At 58.8% G+C, this 17,103-nt stretch carries 15 protein-coding genes; 11 read left to right on the top strand and 4 right to left on the bottom strand.

The window, feature by feature from the left end:
• Positions 1–202 precede the first annotated feature (202 nt).
• Positions 203–2,380: a malate synthase G gene (locus AC1D1M_RS22490; protein WP_477777306.1), complete on the top strand. Its 2,178-nt coding sequence runs from the start codon at positions 203–205 to the stop codon at positions 2,378–2,380.
• A 74-nt stretch (positions 2,381–2,454) separates the two neighbouring features.
• Here the strand turns inward: AC1D1M_RS22490 and AC1D1M_RS22485 are convergent, their stop codons facing one another.
• Both AC1D1M_RS22485 and AC1D1M_RS22480 read right to left on the bottom strand, forming a co-directional pair.
• Complete coding sequence (locus AC1D1M_RS22485) at positions 2,455–3,354, bottom strand: EamA family transporter (RefSeq protein ID WP_477777305.1); 900 nt, start codon at positions 3,352–3,354, stop codon at positions 2,455–2,457.
• Positions 3,355–3,730: 376 nt separating this feature from the next.
• Positions 3,731–4,189, bottom strand: coding sequence for a response regulator (locus AC1D1M_RS22480; protein ID WP_477777304.1), 459 nt, complete (start codon positions 4,187–4,189; stop codon positions 3,731–3,733).
• 254 nt (positions 4,190–4,443) lie between these two features.
• Between AC1D1M_RS22480 and AC1D1M_RS22475 the strand changes: the two genes are divergently transcribed.
• The 9 genes from AC1D1M_RS22475 to AC1D1M_RS22435 all read left to right on the top strand — a co-directional run bounded on the left by AC1D1M_RS22475 (position 4,444) and on the right by AC1D1M_RS22435 (position 14,726).
• Positions 4,444–6,384 carry a putative nucleotidyltransferase substrate binding domain-containing protein gene (locus tag AC1D1M_RS22475; RefSeq protein ID WP_477777303.1) on the top strand — a complete coding sequence of 647 codons (1,941 nt, stop codon included), beginning with the start codon at positions 4,444–4,446 and terminating at the stop codon, positions 6,382–6,384.
• Complete coding sequence (locus AC1D1M_RS22470; protein ID WP_477777302.1) at positions 6,381–7,088, top strand: 3'-5' exonuclease; 708 nt, start codon at positions 6,381–6,383, stop codon at positions 7,086–7,088. Before AC1D1M_RS22475 ends, AC1D1M_RS22470 begins: the two co-directional genes overlap by 4 nt.
• 226 nt (positions 7,089–7,314) lie before the next feature.
• The gene (locus AC1D1M_RS22465; protein WP_477777301.1) at positions 7,315–7,833 is read left to right on the top strand and encodes an RNA polymerase sigma factor; all 519 of its coding nucleotides are present in this window, start codon (positions 7,315–7,317) and stop codon (positions 7,831–7,833) included.
• On the top strand, positions 7,830–8,804 hold the full coding sequence (locus AC1D1M_RS22460) for a FecR domain-containing protein (protein WP_477777300.1): 975 nt from the start codon (positions 7,830–7,832) through the stop codon (positions 8,802–8,804). The genes AC1D1M_RS22465 and AC1D1M_RS22460 overlap by 4 nt, the downstream gene beginning before the upstream one ends.
• A 175-nt stretch (positions 8,805–8,979) precedes the next feature.
• On the top strand, positions 8,980–11,382 hold the full coding sequence (locus AC1D1M_RS22455) for a TonB-dependent siderophore receptor (RefSeq protein ID WP_477777299.1): 2,403 nt from the start codon (positions 8,980–8,982) through the stop codon (positions 11,380–11,382).
• A 72-nt stretch (positions 11,383–11,454) separates the two neighbouring features.
• Positions 11,455–12,585: a PepSY-associated TM helix domain-containing protein gene (locus tag AC1D1M_RS22450; RefSeq protein ID WP_477777298.1), complete on the top strand. Its 1,131-nt coding sequence runs from the start codon at positions 11,455–11,457 to the stop codon at positions 12,583–12,585.
• On the top strand, positions 12,582–12,761 hold the full coding sequence (locus AC1D1M_RS22445; RefSeq protein WP_477777297.1) for a hypothetical protein: 180 nt from the start codon (positions 12,582–12,584) through the stop codon (positions 12,759–12,761). The genes AC1D1M_RS22450 and AC1D1M_RS22445 overlap by 4 nt, the downstream gene beginning before the upstream one ends.
• Positions 12,762–12,927: 166 nt before the next feature.
• Complete coding sequence (locus AC1D1M_RS22440) at positions 12,928–13,557, top strand: glutathione S-transferase family protein (RefSeq protein ID WP_477777296.1); 630 nt, start codon at positions 12,928–12,930, stop codon at positions 13,555–13,557.
• A 92-nt stretch (positions 13,558–13,649) separates the two neighbouring features.
• Positions 13,650–14,726 carry an RHS repeat-associated core domain-containing protein gene (locus AC1D1M_RS22435; protein WP_477777295.1) on the top strand — a complete coding sequence of 359 codons (1,077 nt, stop codon included), beginning with the start codon at positions 13,650–13,652 and terminating at the stop codon, positions 14,724–14,726.
• A 59-nt stretch (positions 14,727–14,785) separates the two neighbouring features.
• On the opposite strand, the gene rloA2 is transcribed toward AC1D1M_RS22435, so the two are convergent.
• Complete coding sequence (gene rloA2 / locus AC1D1M_RS22430; protein WP_477777294.1) at positions 14,786–15,292, bottom strand: retropepsin-like aspartic peptidase RloA2; 507 nt, start codon at positions 15,290–15,292, stop codon at positions 14,786–14,788.
• Positions 15,293–15,456: 164 nt separating this feature from the next.
• Here rloA2 and AC1D1M_RS22425 point away from each other — a divergent pair, with 164 nt between their 5' ends.
• Complete coding sequence (locus tag AC1D1M_RS22425; protein ID WP_477777293.1) at positions 15,457–16,344, top strand: acyltransferase; 888 nt, start codon at positions 15,457–15,459, stop codon at positions 16,342–16,344.
• A 1-nt stretch (position 16,345) separates the two neighbouring features.
• Here the strand turns inward: AC1D1M_RS22425 and AC1D1M_RS22420 are convergent, their stop codons facing one another.
• On the bottom strand, positions 16,346–16,906 hold the full coding sequence (locus AC1D1M_RS22420) for a DUF2780 domain-containing protein (RefSeq protein WP_477777292.1): 561 nt from the start codon (positions 16,904–16,906) through the stop codon (positions 16,346–16,348).
• Between the last annotated feature and the right edge of the window lie 197 nt (positions 16,907–17,103).

The following is a 17,103-nucleotide window of genomic DNA, read 5'->3' as shown; positions in this document are numbered from 1 at the left end:
GACGTTGGATCGATGTCTGCCGCAGGCACGTTCGCAACCCTGAAAGCCCTGTCAGCAAGGCCCCAAGCCGTTGATCGGTCCCAACCCAGCCGCCTGTCATGGGCATGTACTGGTAGAGGGGTTTGTGGTTTAAATGGCCAATGGCTTCATTGTTAAATTGAAGAGCTGAAAAGCGAAATAGCTGAGCAGAGTGAGGCAAGCAATGACTGAACACGTTCAAGTCGGTGGCCTGCAGGTCGCCAAAGTCCTGTTCGACTTCGTGAACAACGAAGCCATTCCCGGTACCGGCCTCACCGCCGATAAGTTCTGGGCCGGTGCCGACAAGGTCATCCATGACCTGGCGCCGAAGAACAAAGCCCTACTCGCCAAACGCGATGATTTCCAGGCTCGTATCGACGGCTGGCACCAACAGCGTGCCGGTCAGGCGCACGACGCCGTGGCCTATAAAGCCTTTCTGCAAGACATCGGTTATCTGCTGCCAGAAGCAGCCGATTTCCAGGCAACGACGCAAAACGTCGATGACGAAATCGCCCGCATGGCCGGCCCACAGCTCGTGGTGCCGGTGATGAACGCCCGCTTCGCGCTCAATGCCTCGAACGCCCGCTGGGGCTCGCTGTACGATGCGCTCTACGGCACCGACGCCATCAGCGAAGCCGACGGCGCGGAAAAAGGCAAAGGCTACAACAAGGTGCGCGGTGACAAGGTTATCGCCTTCGCTCGTGCCTTCCTCGACGAATCGGCGCCATTGGCAGCCGGCTCCCACGTTGACTCCACCGGCTACAAGATCGTCGATGGCAAACTGGTGGTCGCCCTTAAAGGCGGCAGCAACACCGGCCTGCGCAACGACGCGCAACTGATCGGCTTCCAGGGCGATGCCGCTGCACCGACCGCGATCCTGCTGAAAAACAATGGCCTGCATTTCGAAATCCAGGTCGACGCCAACACCCCGGTCGGCCAGACCGACGCGGCCGGCGTCAAAGACATCCTGATGGAAGCCGCGTTGACCACCATCATGGACTGCGAAGACTCCGTCGCTGCTGTCGATGCCGATGACAAAGTGGTGATCTACCGCAACTGGCTCGGCCTGATGAAGGGCGATCTGTCGGAAAGCGTCGCCAAGGGCGGTCAGACCTTTACCCGTACCATGAACGCCGACCGTACCTACACCGCTGTCGATGGCAGTGAACTGAGCCTGCACGGTCGTTCGTTGCTGTTCGTGCGTAACGTCGGTCACCTGATGACCATCGACGCGATCCTCGACAAAGATGGCAATGAAGTGCCGGAAGGCATTCTCGATGGCCTGGTGACTTGCCTGTCGGCGATCCACAACCTGAACGGCAACAGCTCGCGCAAGAACAGCCGCACCGGCTCGGTCTACATCGTGAAGCCGAAGATGCACGGCCCTGAAGAAGCGGCGTTCACCAACGAGCTGTTCGGTCGCATCGAAGACGTGCTGGGCCTGCCGCGCAACACCCTCAAAGTCGGGATCATGGACGAGGAGCGTCGTACCACGATCAACCTCAAGGCCTGCATCAAGGCAGCGAGCGAGCGTGTGGTGTTCATCAACACCGGTTTCCTCGACCGCACCGGCGATGAAATCCACACCTCCATGGAAGCCGGCCCGATGGTGCGCAAGGCGGACATGAAGGCGGAAAAATGGATCGGCGCCTACGAGAACTCCAACGTCGATATCGGTCTGAGCACCGGCCTGCAAGGTCGCGCGCAGATCGGTAAAGGCATGTGGGCCATGCCTGATCTGATGGCGGCGATGCTCGAACAGAAAATCGCTCACCCGCTGGCCGGTGCCAACACCGCCTGGGTACCATCGCCGACCGCTGCTGCCCTGCACGCGCTGCACTACCACAAGGTTGATGTGTTCGCCCGTCAGGCCGAACTGGCCAAGCGTGCCCATGCCTCTGTCGACGACATCCTGACCATTCCGCTGGCGGTGAACCCGCAGTGGACCGCCGAACAGATCAAGAACGAACTGGACAACAACAGCCAGGGCATTCTCGGTTACGTGGTCCGTTGGATCGACCAGGGCGTCGGCTGTTCGAAAGTGCCTGATATCAACGATGTCGGCCTGATGGAAGACCGTGCAACGCTGCGTATTTCCAGCCAGCACATCGCCAACTGGCTGCGCCACGGCATCGTTACCGAAGAGCAGGTCATGGAAAGCCTCAAGCGCATGGCACCGGTGGTTGACCGCCAGAACGCCGGTGATGCGCTGTACCGTCCGCTGGCCCCGAACTTCGACAGCAACATCGCCTTCCAGGCGGCGGTCGAGTTGGTGGTCGAAGGCACCAAGCAACCGAACGGCTACACCGAGCCGGTCCTGCACCGTCGTCGTCGCGAGTTCAAGGCGAAGAACGCGTTTTAAACCTGCTCTCTGGACAGCAATCCCCCGGTTGAAAAACCGGGGGATTTTTGTTTCTGCTTCCTGCAAATGCAGGACTATCTCCTGTAACGCAACGCGTTTTCAGCGATGTGACGGCCTATTCTCGATGCATTCATGAACAAGGCGATTCCAAGGACCGTAATTATGAGAGCAAACAGTTTTTCGCCACCAATGGGTTCGTCGAGTACATACCAGGAGGTCAAGATCCCCGATATCGGAACAATCACTGACAACGGTGCAACCTGACTCGCCGGATACTTCTCAATCATTCGATTCCACACCCAATACCCGAACACTGTCGCCACATAGGCCTGGAACAGGACAGATACCAGCACCGGAGCAGTTATGTCCGTTAGCAACGTCTGGAAAGGGGCTGCTCCCTTGACCCAATAAGTCATCAGATATAGAGGAGGTGTTGCATACAGACTCGACCAAACGACAAAGGAAAATATATCAACCACTTTGCTTCTCTTGACCAGCACATTGCAAAGACTCCAGAACAATGCGCCGAGCAGTACCAGAAAAAGTCCAAAGCTTTCGGCATCACCGTGCGTTACATGAATAATAAACATCAGCCCCACCAACGCCATGAGAATGCCGGCCACTTGTATTGCCGTCATTTTCTCGCCAAACAGCAGTACTCCCCAGATGACCGTGAAAAAAGCACTGAATTGCAAGAGCAAAGATGTCACGCCGGCACTGACGCCAAGAAACATGCCATAGTTCATCAGCCAGCACATTCCGATACCAAACAACAGACCGTAGACGATAGTTACAAAAGTACTGACACCCTTCGGTTTCGGGATGAAGAACACCAGTGGCAATGCGCAGAAAGTAAAGCGCAACGCTGTCAATATGAACGGATCGATACCGTCAAGACTGATATCAATTACCGTAAAATTGCTGCCCCACATGATTGTCACACCGACAATAAGTACAAGATCGCGAAATTCCATTCTCTTTATCATATCGTCCTCATTGCGATACACATCCACACAATCCAGGAAGAGTAATGACCTGACCCTTGTCAGTATTTCGCCCGCAGGAGCTAGCCGCAGACTGAACACACGACAACCATCAACATGCTCAAGCAACTAAAATCGGAGAGCCAAACTGGTAACCCGGATAGTGCTACGACAGATTTTATCAAACCAAGTACGACATCAAACAAACGCCGACATCGGTTTCAAGAGCTGAACAATAACTGAATCATCGAAAGAAAAAACGAACTATTTGTGAGTGGTTTTTTCGCAGATAAATTGGACAAACTTGATTACAAGTTAAATTCAGAAAAACAACTAAAACCTGTAATTAACAATTACAGGAGATCAGTTATTTAATGCCCAATTCGCGTTTTACCATTGTCAGCAGATGACTGGCGTCGATCGGCTTGAGCAGAAAGTCCACCACGCTCAAATGCATCGCGGCGATAGCGTCCTTCACGTCGGCGTCACCCGAGACAATGATGATTGGCAATGCCGCCCTTTCCGATTCGCGTACCTGACGGATCAGGTCCAAACCATCAACGTGACCCATCCGCAGGTCGGTGATCAGTAAACCGATCGAGGGCTTTTTGATTTCTGCCTCGGTCGCCAGGATCTTGAGTGCCGCTTCGCCACTGGCTGCCGTCATGCAGCAAATGCCCTCCAACGCGAGGATCTCTGACAACAGCTCGCGGGCGTCTTTATCGTCGTCGACGATCAGCACCCGTTGCAGCGGCAGGTCAGGTTCCAGCATGACGGCACTCAGCGCTTCGCGCTCGGCGTCACTCAAAATATCGTGGTCGGGCATGGCTTTCCCTATATGTTCAATACAATTCCCTGGCACAGCAGTGAGACATCGCTAAGCAGACCATCAATGTGCACCTCGTCGGAGAATAGTCCAATAGGGCAGCAGAGAGGTTTTTCGCACAGTTGCGTAGGACTCTTCCGACATTTCAGCGCGCCAACCGCCTACCTAGACTTACGTCCAATGGGCACTCCGGCCACAGGGGTCGACCATGTCTGGGTCATCCGACTACAACAATTCAAAAAAAGACTGCGGTAATGGTTATGAGTAAAGCGGACGCCTTCACACAGGCAGGGAAAACCGCGGTGTTGCAGAACATCCAGGGCACGTTGCAATTCCTTCAGCGCTTCCCGCCCTTCAACCAGATGGAACACGCTCACCTGGCGTATCTGGTCGAGCAATGTCAGCTGCGTTTTTACGCCCCCGGCGAGAGCATCATCAAACCCGCCGACGGCCCGGTTGAGCACTTCTATATCGTCAAGCAAGGCCGGGTCGTGGGCGAGCGCCCACATACGGCCAGAGGTGGCACCGAAACGGTCTTCGAAATCACCACTGGCGAGTGTTTCCCCCTCGCGGCGTTGCTGGGTGAACGGGCGACCCGCACCGAGCACCTGGCCGGCGAAGACACTTTCTGCCTGCAACTGAACAAGCCGGCGTTCATCCGTCTGTTTTCGCTATCGGACACCTTCCGCAACTTCGCCCTGCGCTGCGTCAGCAGCCTGCTGGATCAGGTCAACCAGCAAGTGCAGCAAAAAGCCGTGGAAACCCTCGGCACCCAATATTCGCTCAATACACGACTGGGCGAATTGGCCATGCGTCACCCCGTAACGTGCGCCCCGCAGACGCCATTGCGCGAAGCCGTGACGTTGATGCACGAACAACAGGTCGGCAGCATCGTGGTGGTCGATGAACTCAAGGCGCCACTGGGGATTTTCACCCTGCGCGACCTGCGCCAGACCGTGGCCAACGGCAGCAGTGACTTCAACGAAGCGATCGAGGGGCACATGACCCGGGCGCCGTTCTTCCTGTCGCCGGATCACAGTGCTTTCGACGCGGCGATTGCCATGACCGAGCGGCACATCGCCCATGTCTGCCTGGTCAAGGACCAACGCTTGTGCGGCGTGGTTTCCGAGCGCGATCTGTTTTCCCTGCAACGGGTCGACCTGGTGCACCTGGCCCGCACTATCCGCAATGCCCAGAAGGTGGAAAACCTGGTGGCGCTGCGGGGCGAAATCGGTCAACTGGTCGAGCGCATGCTGGCCCACGGTGCGTCCTCGACGCAGATCACCCACATCATCACCTTGCTCAACGACCACACCGTGTGCCGGGTGATCGAACTGACCCTCGCCGAAAAAGGCGACCCCGGCGTGCCGTTCAGCTGGCTGTGTTTCGGCAGTGAAGGCCGTCGCGAGCAGACCCTGCACACCGATCAGGACAACGGCATTCTGTTCGAAGCCAGGGATGCGGCCCATGCCGCCGAGATTCGCGGCAAGCTGCTGCCCATTGCCCAGCAGATCAACCAGAGCCTGGCGCTGTGCGGCTTCACCTTGTGCAAGGGCAATATCATGGCCGGCAACCCCGAGCTGTGCCTGTCCCGGGCCGAATGGGCGCGGCGCTTTGCGGCGTTTATCCGCGAGGCAACCCCGGAGAACCTGCTGGGTTCGAGCATCTATTTCGATTTGCGCGTGGTCTGGGGCAGCGAGCAAGGCTGTGAGCAGTTGCGTCGGGGCATTCTCGATCAGGTCGGCGACAACCGTTTGTTCCAACGCATGATGGCCGAGAATGCGCTGCGCAATCGCCCGCCCGTAGGGCGTTTCCGCGAATTCGTGCTGGCGCGCAAAAATGGCGAGAAGGCCACCCTGGACCTGAAGATTCAGGGCCTGGCACCGTTTGTTGACGGCGCCCGGTTGCTGGCCCTGGTCCACGGTATCGAAGCGAACAACACGCTGGAGCGTTTTCGCCAGTTGGTCGCCAAGGAGGTCATCGACCCCCTGGACGGCGCCGCGTACGAAGAGGCCTATCACTTCATCCAGCAAACCCGCATGCAGCAACATCAACTACAGACCCGGGAGAATTTTCCTTACTCAAACCGGGTCGATCCCGACAGCCTCAATCATCTGGACCGACGCATTCTGCGTGAGTCCCTGCGCCAGGCGCAACGCCTGCAAAGCAGCCTGACTTTGCGGTATCAGTTATGAGCCTGTTTTCATGGCTGCGTCCGCCGAGCCCCACCCTGCCCGCCCACCTGCAACATCGGCTGGAGCAATTACCGACAGCTGCCGACCTGGCGGAGTGCAGCCTGCGCGAGCAACGCTGGGTGGTGCTCGATCTGGAAACCACCGGGTTGAACCTGAACAAGGACCACGTGCTGTCCATCGGCGCGGTGGTGATCGAGGACGGGGCCATCGACTTTCGCCAGCAGTTCGAACGCACCCTGCAATATCCGCAAGTGAAACTCGGTCCCAGCGTGCTGATCCATGGCATTGGCCCCAGCGCCATTGCGGCGGGCAGCGACCCGGCAGAAGCACTGCTCGACCTGATGGAGTACATCGGGGACAGTCCGGTGCTGGCCTTCCACGCGCCGTTTGACCAGCACATGCTCGGCCGTGCGCTGAAAGATCATCTGGGTTTCAAATTGCAGCACCCGTTTCTGGACGTGGCGGACATTGCGCCGCTGCTATGCCCGCAAGCGCACATTCGCGAGGCAGGGCTGGACGACTGGATCGACTGGTTCAAGCTCGAAGTCTTCGAGCGCCACCACGCCAGCGCCGACGCCCTGGCCACCGCCGAACTGATGCTGATCCTGTTCAGCCGTGCGCGGCAGCACCAGATACATAGCCCGTTGAATTTGCAACAGCGCTTGAATCAGTGGAAGCGCCGACAGCAGGCGCCGTCGTTCTGACCTATACGCAATCCCTGTAGGAGCGAGCCTGCTCGCGAAAATCGTCAACGGTGACACGTTTTTCTGGCAAGACCGAGGTGCCAGATAATTTTTCGCGAGCAGGCTCGCTCCTACAGGGGCCGTCGCCTAATTCCCACCCGACCAACGCCAATTGCTTACCTCCCTCGCCTCTGACACAATCGCGAACAATTCTCGTTAGTTAATATTTCCCAATCGGTGATGCGGAGTGTCGTCAGTCCCAAGCCCTCAAAGTGAGTTCGTCGGTGCGTTATATCGCGACCATCGCGGTTGGCTATTGGCCTGGCTTCGACGCAATGTCGCCTGCCCGCAGCGGGCCGAAGACTTGAGCCAGGACACTTTCGTACGCTTGCTGGGCCGTGAGGAACTGAAGGTCCCGCGCGAGCCCCGGGCGTTCCTGGTGGCGATCGCCAAGGGCCTGCTGTTCGATTATTTCCGGCGCGCCGCGCTGGAGCAGGCTTACCTCACCGAGTTGATGCTGGTTCCCGAAGCCGAACAACCATCGGCGCAAGAGCAGCAAATAATCCTCGAAGACCTGAAAAACATCGACCGCTTGCTCGGCAAGCTTTCCAGCAAGGCCCGGGCGGCGTTCCTCTACAACCGTCTCGACGGCCTCGGCCACGCAGAAATCGCCGAGCGCCTGGGGGTGTCGGTGCCGCGGGTGCGCCAGTACCTGGCCCAAGGCATTCGTCAGTGCTACATCGCACTCTATGGGGAGCCGACGTGAACCCGCTCAGTTCCAAACCGGTATCGGCCGACATACTGGATGCGGCGATTGCCTGGCAGTTGTCCATGGACTCCGCCAACCCGATAGAGCGCGAAGAGTTCGCCAAGTGGCACGCGGCCCACGAAGAGCACGCCCGCGCGTGGCGCCAGTTGGGCATGCTCGACCAGCGTTTCAGCGTGGCCAGCGGCCCGGCCCGCACCGCCCTGCTGCATTCGCGCGAAGGCATCCGCCGGCGGGTGCGCAAGCTCGGCAACGGTGTAGCCAGTGTCGTTGCCGTGATCGGCCTGGCGCTGTTCGCCGGGGAACGTTACCTGCCGATCGACTATTGGCTGGCAGACCAGCGCACCGCCGTTGGCGAGCAGCGCACCCTGCGCCTGGCCGATGGCACGCTGATCAATCTCAACACCCACAGCGCCCTGGATGTGCGCTTTGATGAAAAGCAGCGGCGCATCGTGCTTCAGGAAGGCGAAATCCTGGTTGAAACCGGCCATGGCGATCCCCGGCCGTTCATCGTCGAAACCCGTGAAGGCAGCATGCGCGCGCTGGGTACGCGGTTTCTGGTCAAGCGCGAGGAACAAGGCACACGCCTGAGCGTGTTGCAGTCGGCAGTGGCGGTTCACCCCGAGTCCAACCCTGACGAACAGATTCTGCGTGAAGGCCAGCAGGTGTTGATCCGCAACAACGGCCTGGGTCCGGTTCTGGCCGTCAACCTCGGCGCGGATGCCTGGACCCGCGGCATGCTGGTGGTGGACAACACGCGGCTGGAAGACCTGGTGCATGAAATCGGCCGCTATCGACCCGGTTACGTCGGCGTCGCGCCGGAAGTGGCCGACCTGCGCATCACTGGCAGCTTCCCGCTGCGCGACACCGACCTGGCGCTCAATGCCCTACTGCCGACCCTGCCGGTGCAGATCGAACAGCACACACAGTGGTGGGTGAAGGTCGTGGCCAAGGCTGATACCAAGCCCTGAAAAACTTTGTGTCTGCTCGCGATGGCGGCGTTCGACTCCTTGCAAAAACCGTTTTGACCCAGTACCAGCCGCAACCGACTTCTGAATCGAAATTATTTTCATCCAACCCTATCACTTTTTGATTTTCGTTCGGCACACAGGCAATTGAGAAATATTTCCATTCAGGAACCGCTGTATGCCTCGTTCGCTAGACTCCCTGTTGCGCCGCAGTTTGCTGGCGGTCGCCATTACCTTTTGCACCCCTTTGGCCAGCAGCCAACTGTTCGCCGCTGAACAGGTGTCCAGCGTCCACGCCTACAACCTGCCGGCCGCACCATTGGCCAACACCCTGAACCAGATTGCCAGCCAGGCCGGTTTGGCCCTGTCGTTGAATCCGTCCCTGGCGGCGGGCAAGACCTCGGCGCCGGTCAAAGGCCAGTTCGATGCAACCGGCGCCCTGCGCGAAGCCTTGCGTGGCACCGGCCTGCAATTGGAGCAGAGTAGTGCGGGCACCTACACCCTGATGGCCGTGCCCGAGGGTGTGATGGATCTGCCGGCCACCAGCGTGATCGGCGTGCAAGACACTGAAAGCGCCTGGGGCCCGGTACAGGGCTACCTGGCCAAACGCACCGCCGCCGGCACCAAGACCGACACCGCGCTGGTCGAGGCGCCGCGTTCGATTTCGGTCGTCACTCGTGAGCAGATGGACGACCGCAACGCGCACACCCTCGATGATGCCGTGCGCTACTTGCCGGGCATCACCGCCGGCAGCTTCGGCAGCGACACCCGCTCCGACTGGTTGCGCGTGCGGGGGTTCGAACCGACTCAATTCCTCGACGGCCTGCCGCTGCCAAAAGGTGTGTACGCCAACCCGAAACAGGAAACCTGGAACCTCGACCGCCTGGCGCTGCTGCGCGGCCCGGCCTCGTCCGTGTATGGCCAGACCCCGCCAGGCGGCCTGCTGGACATGGTCAGCCGTCGCCCAAGCGCCGAAGCCAGCAGCGAAGTCCAACTGCAGTACGGCAGCGACAACCATCGCCAGATCAACTTCGCCAGCACCGGCAAGATCGACGACGAAGGCCAGTTCCTGTACAGCCTCAGCGGCGTGCTGCGCGACGGCGGCACGCCCATCGACCACATCGATGACAAGCGCTACAACATTGCGCCAAGCCTGACCTGGAACATAGACGAAGACACCAGGTTCACCCTGCTCACGCAGTTCACCCGTGACGATACCGGTATCACCAGTCAGTTCTATCCGATCCAGGGCACCAAGATCGACATGCCATTCGGCGAGATCTCCCACCACAAGAACCTGGGTGACCCGAACTACGACTTTTACGACCGCACCTACTACGCACTGGGTTATGCCTTCGAACACCGCCTGAACGATGTCTGGCAGTTCCGGCAGAACCTGCGCTACACCAAGTCGGAGCTGTCGTTCCAGGCCGTGACCGTCAACAGCTACAACCCTGATTTTGCCGAGTTCGGGTTTGTCGTCGACGATCAAGGCAACACCGGCCGAGGCACCACCAATGTCGACGAAGACATCGCCCAATTCGCCGTGGACAACAACTTCCAGGGCGACTTCGTCACCGGCGACGTCAGCCACACCTTGCTGATCGGCCTGGACCACCAGCGCAACACCACCAACTACCTGTCGATCTTCGGTAGCGCGCCGGGCATCAACGTCAACGACCCGATCTATGGTTTGCCGATCACCCGTCCGGCACGCTCCACTGCCTTCTATGACTATGAACAGAAGACCCAGCAGACCGGCCTGTACCTCCAGGACCAGATGGCCCTCGACCAATGGCGCCTGACCCTCGGTGGTCGTGAAGACTGGGTCCACACCGGTACCACGTTCTTCAACAAGGGCAATGCCACCAACACCGAGCGCGACAAGAACTTCAGCGGCAACGCGGCGATCAGCTACGTGTTCGACTCGGGCTTCGTGCCCTACCTGTCCTACGCCGAGTCGTTCAAGCCGACCGAAGGCAAGCAATGGGAACTGGGGATCAAGTACCAGCCACCGGGCAGCAACACGCTGCTGACGGCGGCTGTGTATGACCTGACCCAGAAAAACGTTTCCGTCACCAACAACGTGGGCAACGTGACGGTCACCAGCCAGACCGGCGAAGTGAAAGTCAAAGGCCTGGAGCTGGAAGCTGTTTCCGACGTGACCGAAAACCTCAAGGTTACCGCTGCCTACACTCTGGCCAAATCCGAAGTGCAAGATGGCATTTACAAGGGCAATCGCCTGCAACTGATGCCAAACCAGCAAGCGTCGGTGTGGGGCGACTACACCTGGCACAACGGCGTGCTGGATGGCTTCGGCATCGGCGCTGGCGCGCGCTATACCGGCAATACCTATGGCGACCAGGCCAACACTTGGCTGGGCAAGGCCGGCGCCTACACGGTGTTCGACGCGGTGGTTCACTACGACCTCGGTCGCCTGGACAACAGCCTCAAAGGCGCTTCGCTGGCCGTTAACGCGACCAACCTGTTCGACAAGGACTACATCTCGACTTGCGACAGCTTCTACTGCTACTACGGCGACCAGCGCAGTGTCGTCGCGAGTGCAACGTACAAGTGGTAACGCTTTGAGCTGACACGCCCAATGACCAGGCCGTCCTTCGTGGACGGCTTTGGTTTTTCTGAAGGCTATGAAATGAAAAGTAAAACAATTCGCCACTGGTCCGCGATTCACACCTGGACCAGCCTGATATGTACGGTGTTCCTGTTGCTGCTGGCACTGACCGGCCTGCCATTGATCTTTCACCACGAGATCGACCACTTGCTGGGCAATGTGCCTGACGTGAAGGAAATGCCGGCGGACACCCCGCACCTGAATTTGCAGCAGTTGGTGCAGGCCGCCGAGCAACATCGCCCCGGCGAAGTCATGCAGTATTTCGGCTTCGAGGACGATGAGCCCAACGCGGTGCTGACCATCATGGCGGCGACCGCCGGCACCGAGCCGAACTCGTCCCACACCTTCATGCTCGACGCCCGTACCGGCGAAGCGCTGGAGACGCCATCGGCTAACGGCGGTTTCATGCTGACCATGCTGCGCCTGCATGTGGACATGTTCGCCGGCTTGCCGGGCAAATTGCTGCTGGCGTTCATGGGGATTATGTTCGTGGTGGCGATCGTTTCCGGCACGGTGCTGTACCTGCCGTTCATGCGCCGCTTGAAATTCGCCACCGTGCGCCAGAACAAATCCACGCGCCTGCGCTGGCTCGACCTGCATAACCTGATCGGTGTGGTGACGTTGACCTGGGCCCTGGTAGTCGGCGTGACCGGCGTGATCAGTGCTTGTGCCGACCTGATCATTGCCGCCTGGCGTAACGACAGCCTGAACGCGATGGTCGCGCCGTACCGCGATGCGCCGCCGCTCACGCAACTGGCACCGGCTACCCGTCTGCTCGACATCGCCAGGGACGTCGCGCCGGGCATGCAGCCGGACTTCATCGCCTTCCCCGGCACGCGGTTTTCCAGCGAATACCATTACGCGGTGTTCATGAAAGGCAGCACGCACCTGACCTCGCACCTGCTGACACCTGTGTTGATCGATGCCAGCACCCTGCAAGTCACCGCCGTGGCCGAACGACCGTGGTACATGGACGCCATGGGCATGTCGCAGCCATTGCACTTCGGTGACTACGGCGGCATGCCGATGAAGATCCTCTGGGCAACCCTGGATGTGCTGACCATCATCGTGCTCGGCAGCGGGGTCTACCTGTGGGTGGTAAGGCGCAAGGCGGCCAGGCCTGTGCTGGAAAAAGCGGAGAATTTGGCATGAAGCCCCGGCAATCAAACTTCTGGAAAGTGTTTGCCATTCCGACCGTCATCGCAGTGCTCAGCGCGACAGGGTTGTTTGCTGCTTTGCTCGGGGATGGTGTTTGGGATTCGTTGAGCTGGTTGGGGCTAGGCATCCCAGCTGTGCTAGCTCTACGCGGCCTCCTGCAACGCCGCTGATCCCTGTGGGAGCGAGCTTGCTCTCGATGGCGATAGATCAGTCAACATTGATAGCGACTGGCATACCGTCATCGCGAGCAAGCTCGCTCCCACAGGAAAGTGTGATCTTGAGGTCTCGGTTCAACGCGCTATGCTGCCCGACACTGCCACCGACCGAGACGCTGCCATGTCCGCCCCGAGCATGACCCTGTACCACAACCCGCTCTCCCCCTTCGTCCGTAAAGTCATGGTGCTGCTGCACGAAACCGGCCAGCAGAACCGCGTGGCGTTGCAGACCAGCGTGCTCACCCCGGTCAACCCGGACCTGACCCTGATCGACGACAACCCTTTGAGCAAAATCCCGGCGCTGCGCCTGGCCGATGGCAATGTCATCCATGACAGCCGGGTCATCCTCGATTACCTCGATCAGCAGCACGTCGGCAACCCGCTGATCCCCCGCGAAGGCTCGGCCCGCTGGCGGCGCCTGACCCTCGCTTCGCTGGCCGATGGGATCATGGACGCAGCCGTGCTGGTGCGCTATGAAGTCGCCCTGCGTGCCCCGGAGAAACACTGGGACGAATGGCTCGACGGCCAGCGCGACAAAATCCGCCGTGCCCTGGCATTGCTGGAAAAGGACGCGATTGCCGAGTTGACCTGCCACTTCGACGTGGCCGCAATCAGCGTGGCCTGCGCACTGGGTTACCTGGACCTGCGCCATCCGGATCTGGACTGGCGCGAAGCCAATCCGCAACTCGCGGCGTGGTATTTCGAGGTGAGTCAGCGGCCTTCGATGATTGCGACGATGCCGAAGGTTTGAAGCGGCCACTATCAGTTCTGCTAGTAGGCAGTTTTTGAAAAAACTCCGATGCTCAAGGTCCTGCCATCCGGACCTTGAACGGAGTTCAGTCGATGCCCAATTCAATTCGTGAAACCGTACTGTGCCGCTACCATTACGATCCGCTGGATCGCCAGAATGGCCGCACGGTGCTGCAGCAGTCCGCTATCCAGCGTTTTCATTGCAAAAGTCGACTGGCCACTGAAATTCAGGGCTCCGCTCGGTGGAGCATCTTTCAGCAAGATGACCAACTGCTGGCACAACACAATCACCTCGACGCCAAGGTGACCGCCACGCTGCTGGCAACTGACCAACAACGATCCGTGCTCAACGCACTAGACGCGACTCAACCTAATCCCCTCGCCTACACGCCCTACGGCCATCGCCCGGCGGAGAACAGTTTGCTCAGCCTGCTCGGGTTCAACGGCGAACGGCCGGACCCGGTGACCGGGCATTATCATTTGGGGAATGGATATCGACAGTTCAATCCGGTGTTGATGCGGTTTAACAGTCCGGATAGTTGGAGTCCGTTTGGGGAGGGTGGGGTTAATGCTTATGCGTACTGTGGGGGAGAACCGGTAAATCGCACAGATCCAACGGGCCACACCTGGCGTCCGCTTAAAATTTTTCTAAGAAGAATCGGCGTGATGAAAAAAGCAGCCAAACCCGAAACCGTTGTACAAATTGGTGCATGGCAACAAGTTCGTGGCAATCCAGGGCGCGTACAGATCCCCTCCAAAATCCCCTCAAAACAAAAGCAGGCAAAACTGACAAAAAAGGAGGAGAAACAGTTCCGAAAAGAGCTCGACCAAGCATTTGTCGACGGTAAGAGCATGGATCAGAAGCTTCGTTTGAATAATGCAAACAGTACAAGCGGTAATTCAGCAACCTCACCTAACAGGGCGCCGAACATCGGCACCCTCACTTCAAGTCATACTGCTGTTTCAGATTCTGTTGAACACATGTCAACACAAGAGCTTGCTCAATTTAGGAATACTGTAAGTGCATGGCAAAATGTCGGCACCGAAAGGAACAACATTTTAAAAACCATAGACAGTGAAACAACAATCAGAGAGCTGAACTTCTTCGGAGAACCACCCATTAGTAATAGGGATATACGTCGGGGTGAGCCGGGTTATTTTTCAAGCTGAACCAAACACGGATCATATCTAGCTTGGCACCTTCCTACGAAGGTGCCCCTTTCATATCATCAACAATCCGGCTTATCCGCCGTAAACCGACGAGCCGGATTCACCGCCGCCCCAAACTCCCGCAACGCCTTCGCACCAATCAATAACGGATAGTTGAAGCTGCTGCGGTCAGTCAGGTTGACCTCGACCGTGCGCTTGACGTTGCCCAGGCACAACTCCAGGTCGACCACCGGGCGCTTGGTAGGTGCGATCACTTCGTCGTCACCCTCTTCCTCTTCTGAACGGGTCTTGATCTTGCTGATCCGCGCAACCTTGTGCTCGTAGACCTGATTGCCAGCATCCTTAGTGCCGAGGCGGAAACGCACCCAGTCTTCGCCGTCGCGCTTGAAGGTTTCAATGTCCTTGGCCGACAGCGACGCGGTCAGGGCGCCGGTGTCCATTTTGGCCTTGAGGACCTGACCGCCGATTTCCGGCAGAGCGATGTATTCGTAGCGCCCATAGAGGGTCGGCTCGGCGGCCATGACCGGCAGGGCGATAAGGGAGAGCACTGCAAGGAGGGATTTCACGTAATGGGTTTCCATGAGAGTGAACAGCCGGATTTTAGACCGCTGTTCGCTTGATCGTTCCCACAAGGTTACCGCCCCATAAGTGAAACATTCGTCAGCCCCGATTTGGCCTGTTACCCGAAGCTGCTTATCATGGCGCGCCCAACCGCTTCCACGAGTGACTTATGCGCCGCCTGCTCACCGGCTGTTTCGTGACCCTGCTGCTTCTGCTCAACACCCTGGTCCTGATCGGGCCGTTGATGGTGTTTGCCCTGCTCAAACTGGTCCTACCCGGCCGTTTTCGCGATTACGCCTCCTGGTCGGTGATGTGGATTGCCGAGACCTGGTCCGAGATCGACAAGCTGATCTTCCGCCTGTGTATCCCCACCCAATGGGACATCCGCGGCGGTGACGATCTGCGTCGTGATACCTCGTATCTGGTGATCAGTAACCATCAATCCTGGGTCGACATCCCGGCGCTGATCCAGACGCTGAACCGGCGTACGCCATTCTTCAAATTCTTTCTCAAGAAAGAGCTGATCTGGGTGCCTTTCCTGGGCCTGGCGTGGTGGGCGCTGGATTACCCGTTCATGAAGCGCTACAGCAAGGCGTTCCTGGCCAGGCACCCGGAACTGGCGGGCAAGGATCTGGAGATCACCAAACAGGCCTGCGAACTGTTCAAGCGCCAGCCGGTGAGCGTGGTCAATTATCTGGAAGGCACACGTTTCACGGCGACTAAACGAGCCCAGCAACAGTCACCGTTCAATCACCTGCTAAAGCCCAAGGCCGGCGGGGTGGCCTTTGTGCTGGCGGCAATGGGTGAACAGCTGGACGCGATCCTTGATGTGACGGTGGTTTACCCGCAGCAGAAGATTCCGGGGTTCTGGGACTTGATCAGCGGCAACGTGCCAAGGGTCATCATCGATATCAAGACCCGCGAACTCGACCCGGCGCTGTGGCAGGGCGATTACGAAAACGATCCGCTGTTTCGTGAAAAAACCCAGAACTGGGTCAACCAGCTCTGGATCGAGAAGGATCAGCGTATCGACGCCTTGCGCGCCGGGCGCCGCTGAATCAGCTTCCGGTGCCGGTGCCGGTGCCCCAGATGCTGCCCAGGCTGCTCAGCAGCGTACCGCCGACGCCCTGCTGACCGAGGTACTGCAGGAGCACCGGGGTAAACAGGCCGATCATGCCACTGTCCATGCCCAGGGCGCTGAAGGCGTTGTTCAGATCGTTGGTGTCCTTGACGTTACCCAGGGCATTGTCCAGTCCTGCAGCTTTGCCGCTGGAGCCGAGCAGACCGGCCAATGCCCCCAACTCACCGCCGCCCGAGAGCATGTCGATGCCTGGCACGCTTTTGGCCAGTTCCGAGTAGTCGGTCGAACTCAACTGGTTCTTCGCCAGCCCCAGCATCGCCCCGGCGCCGCCGATGGCTTGCTGTGGGGTGATGTCCAATTCACTGAGGGTGCTCAGCAGGTCGGCTGTCTGCGGCGTTGGTGCGGCGGTCGCGGCCGCGTCACCGCCCTTCATGCCGGCAATGGCATTGGCCGCATCACCCAGACTGAACTGTGCGAAGACCGGGCTGGCCGCCAGGGTCAGGAGTGATGCCAGGGCAAAACCGCGTGAAATCTTCATTCAGACATCCTCTTGCGTCATGAAAAACGCCCGGCTTACAGGCGCAAAGCTGCCGATTTGACCGGGCAAACGCGGGCATGTTCCTCAGGTTTCCACCCATTTCCCACCCGCTCGTCACAAAGCAGCCCAGAAGCCTGCGGCACTATCAGATCTGCTAGTGGGCGGCTCTGTTCGAATTCGCCACAGTAAAACCCTGA

This window comes from Pseudomonas sp. P1_F7, assembly GCF_056405655.1.
Note: the sequence above shows the minus strand (reverse complement) of the source record. Positions and strands in the feature narration are given on the sequence as shown.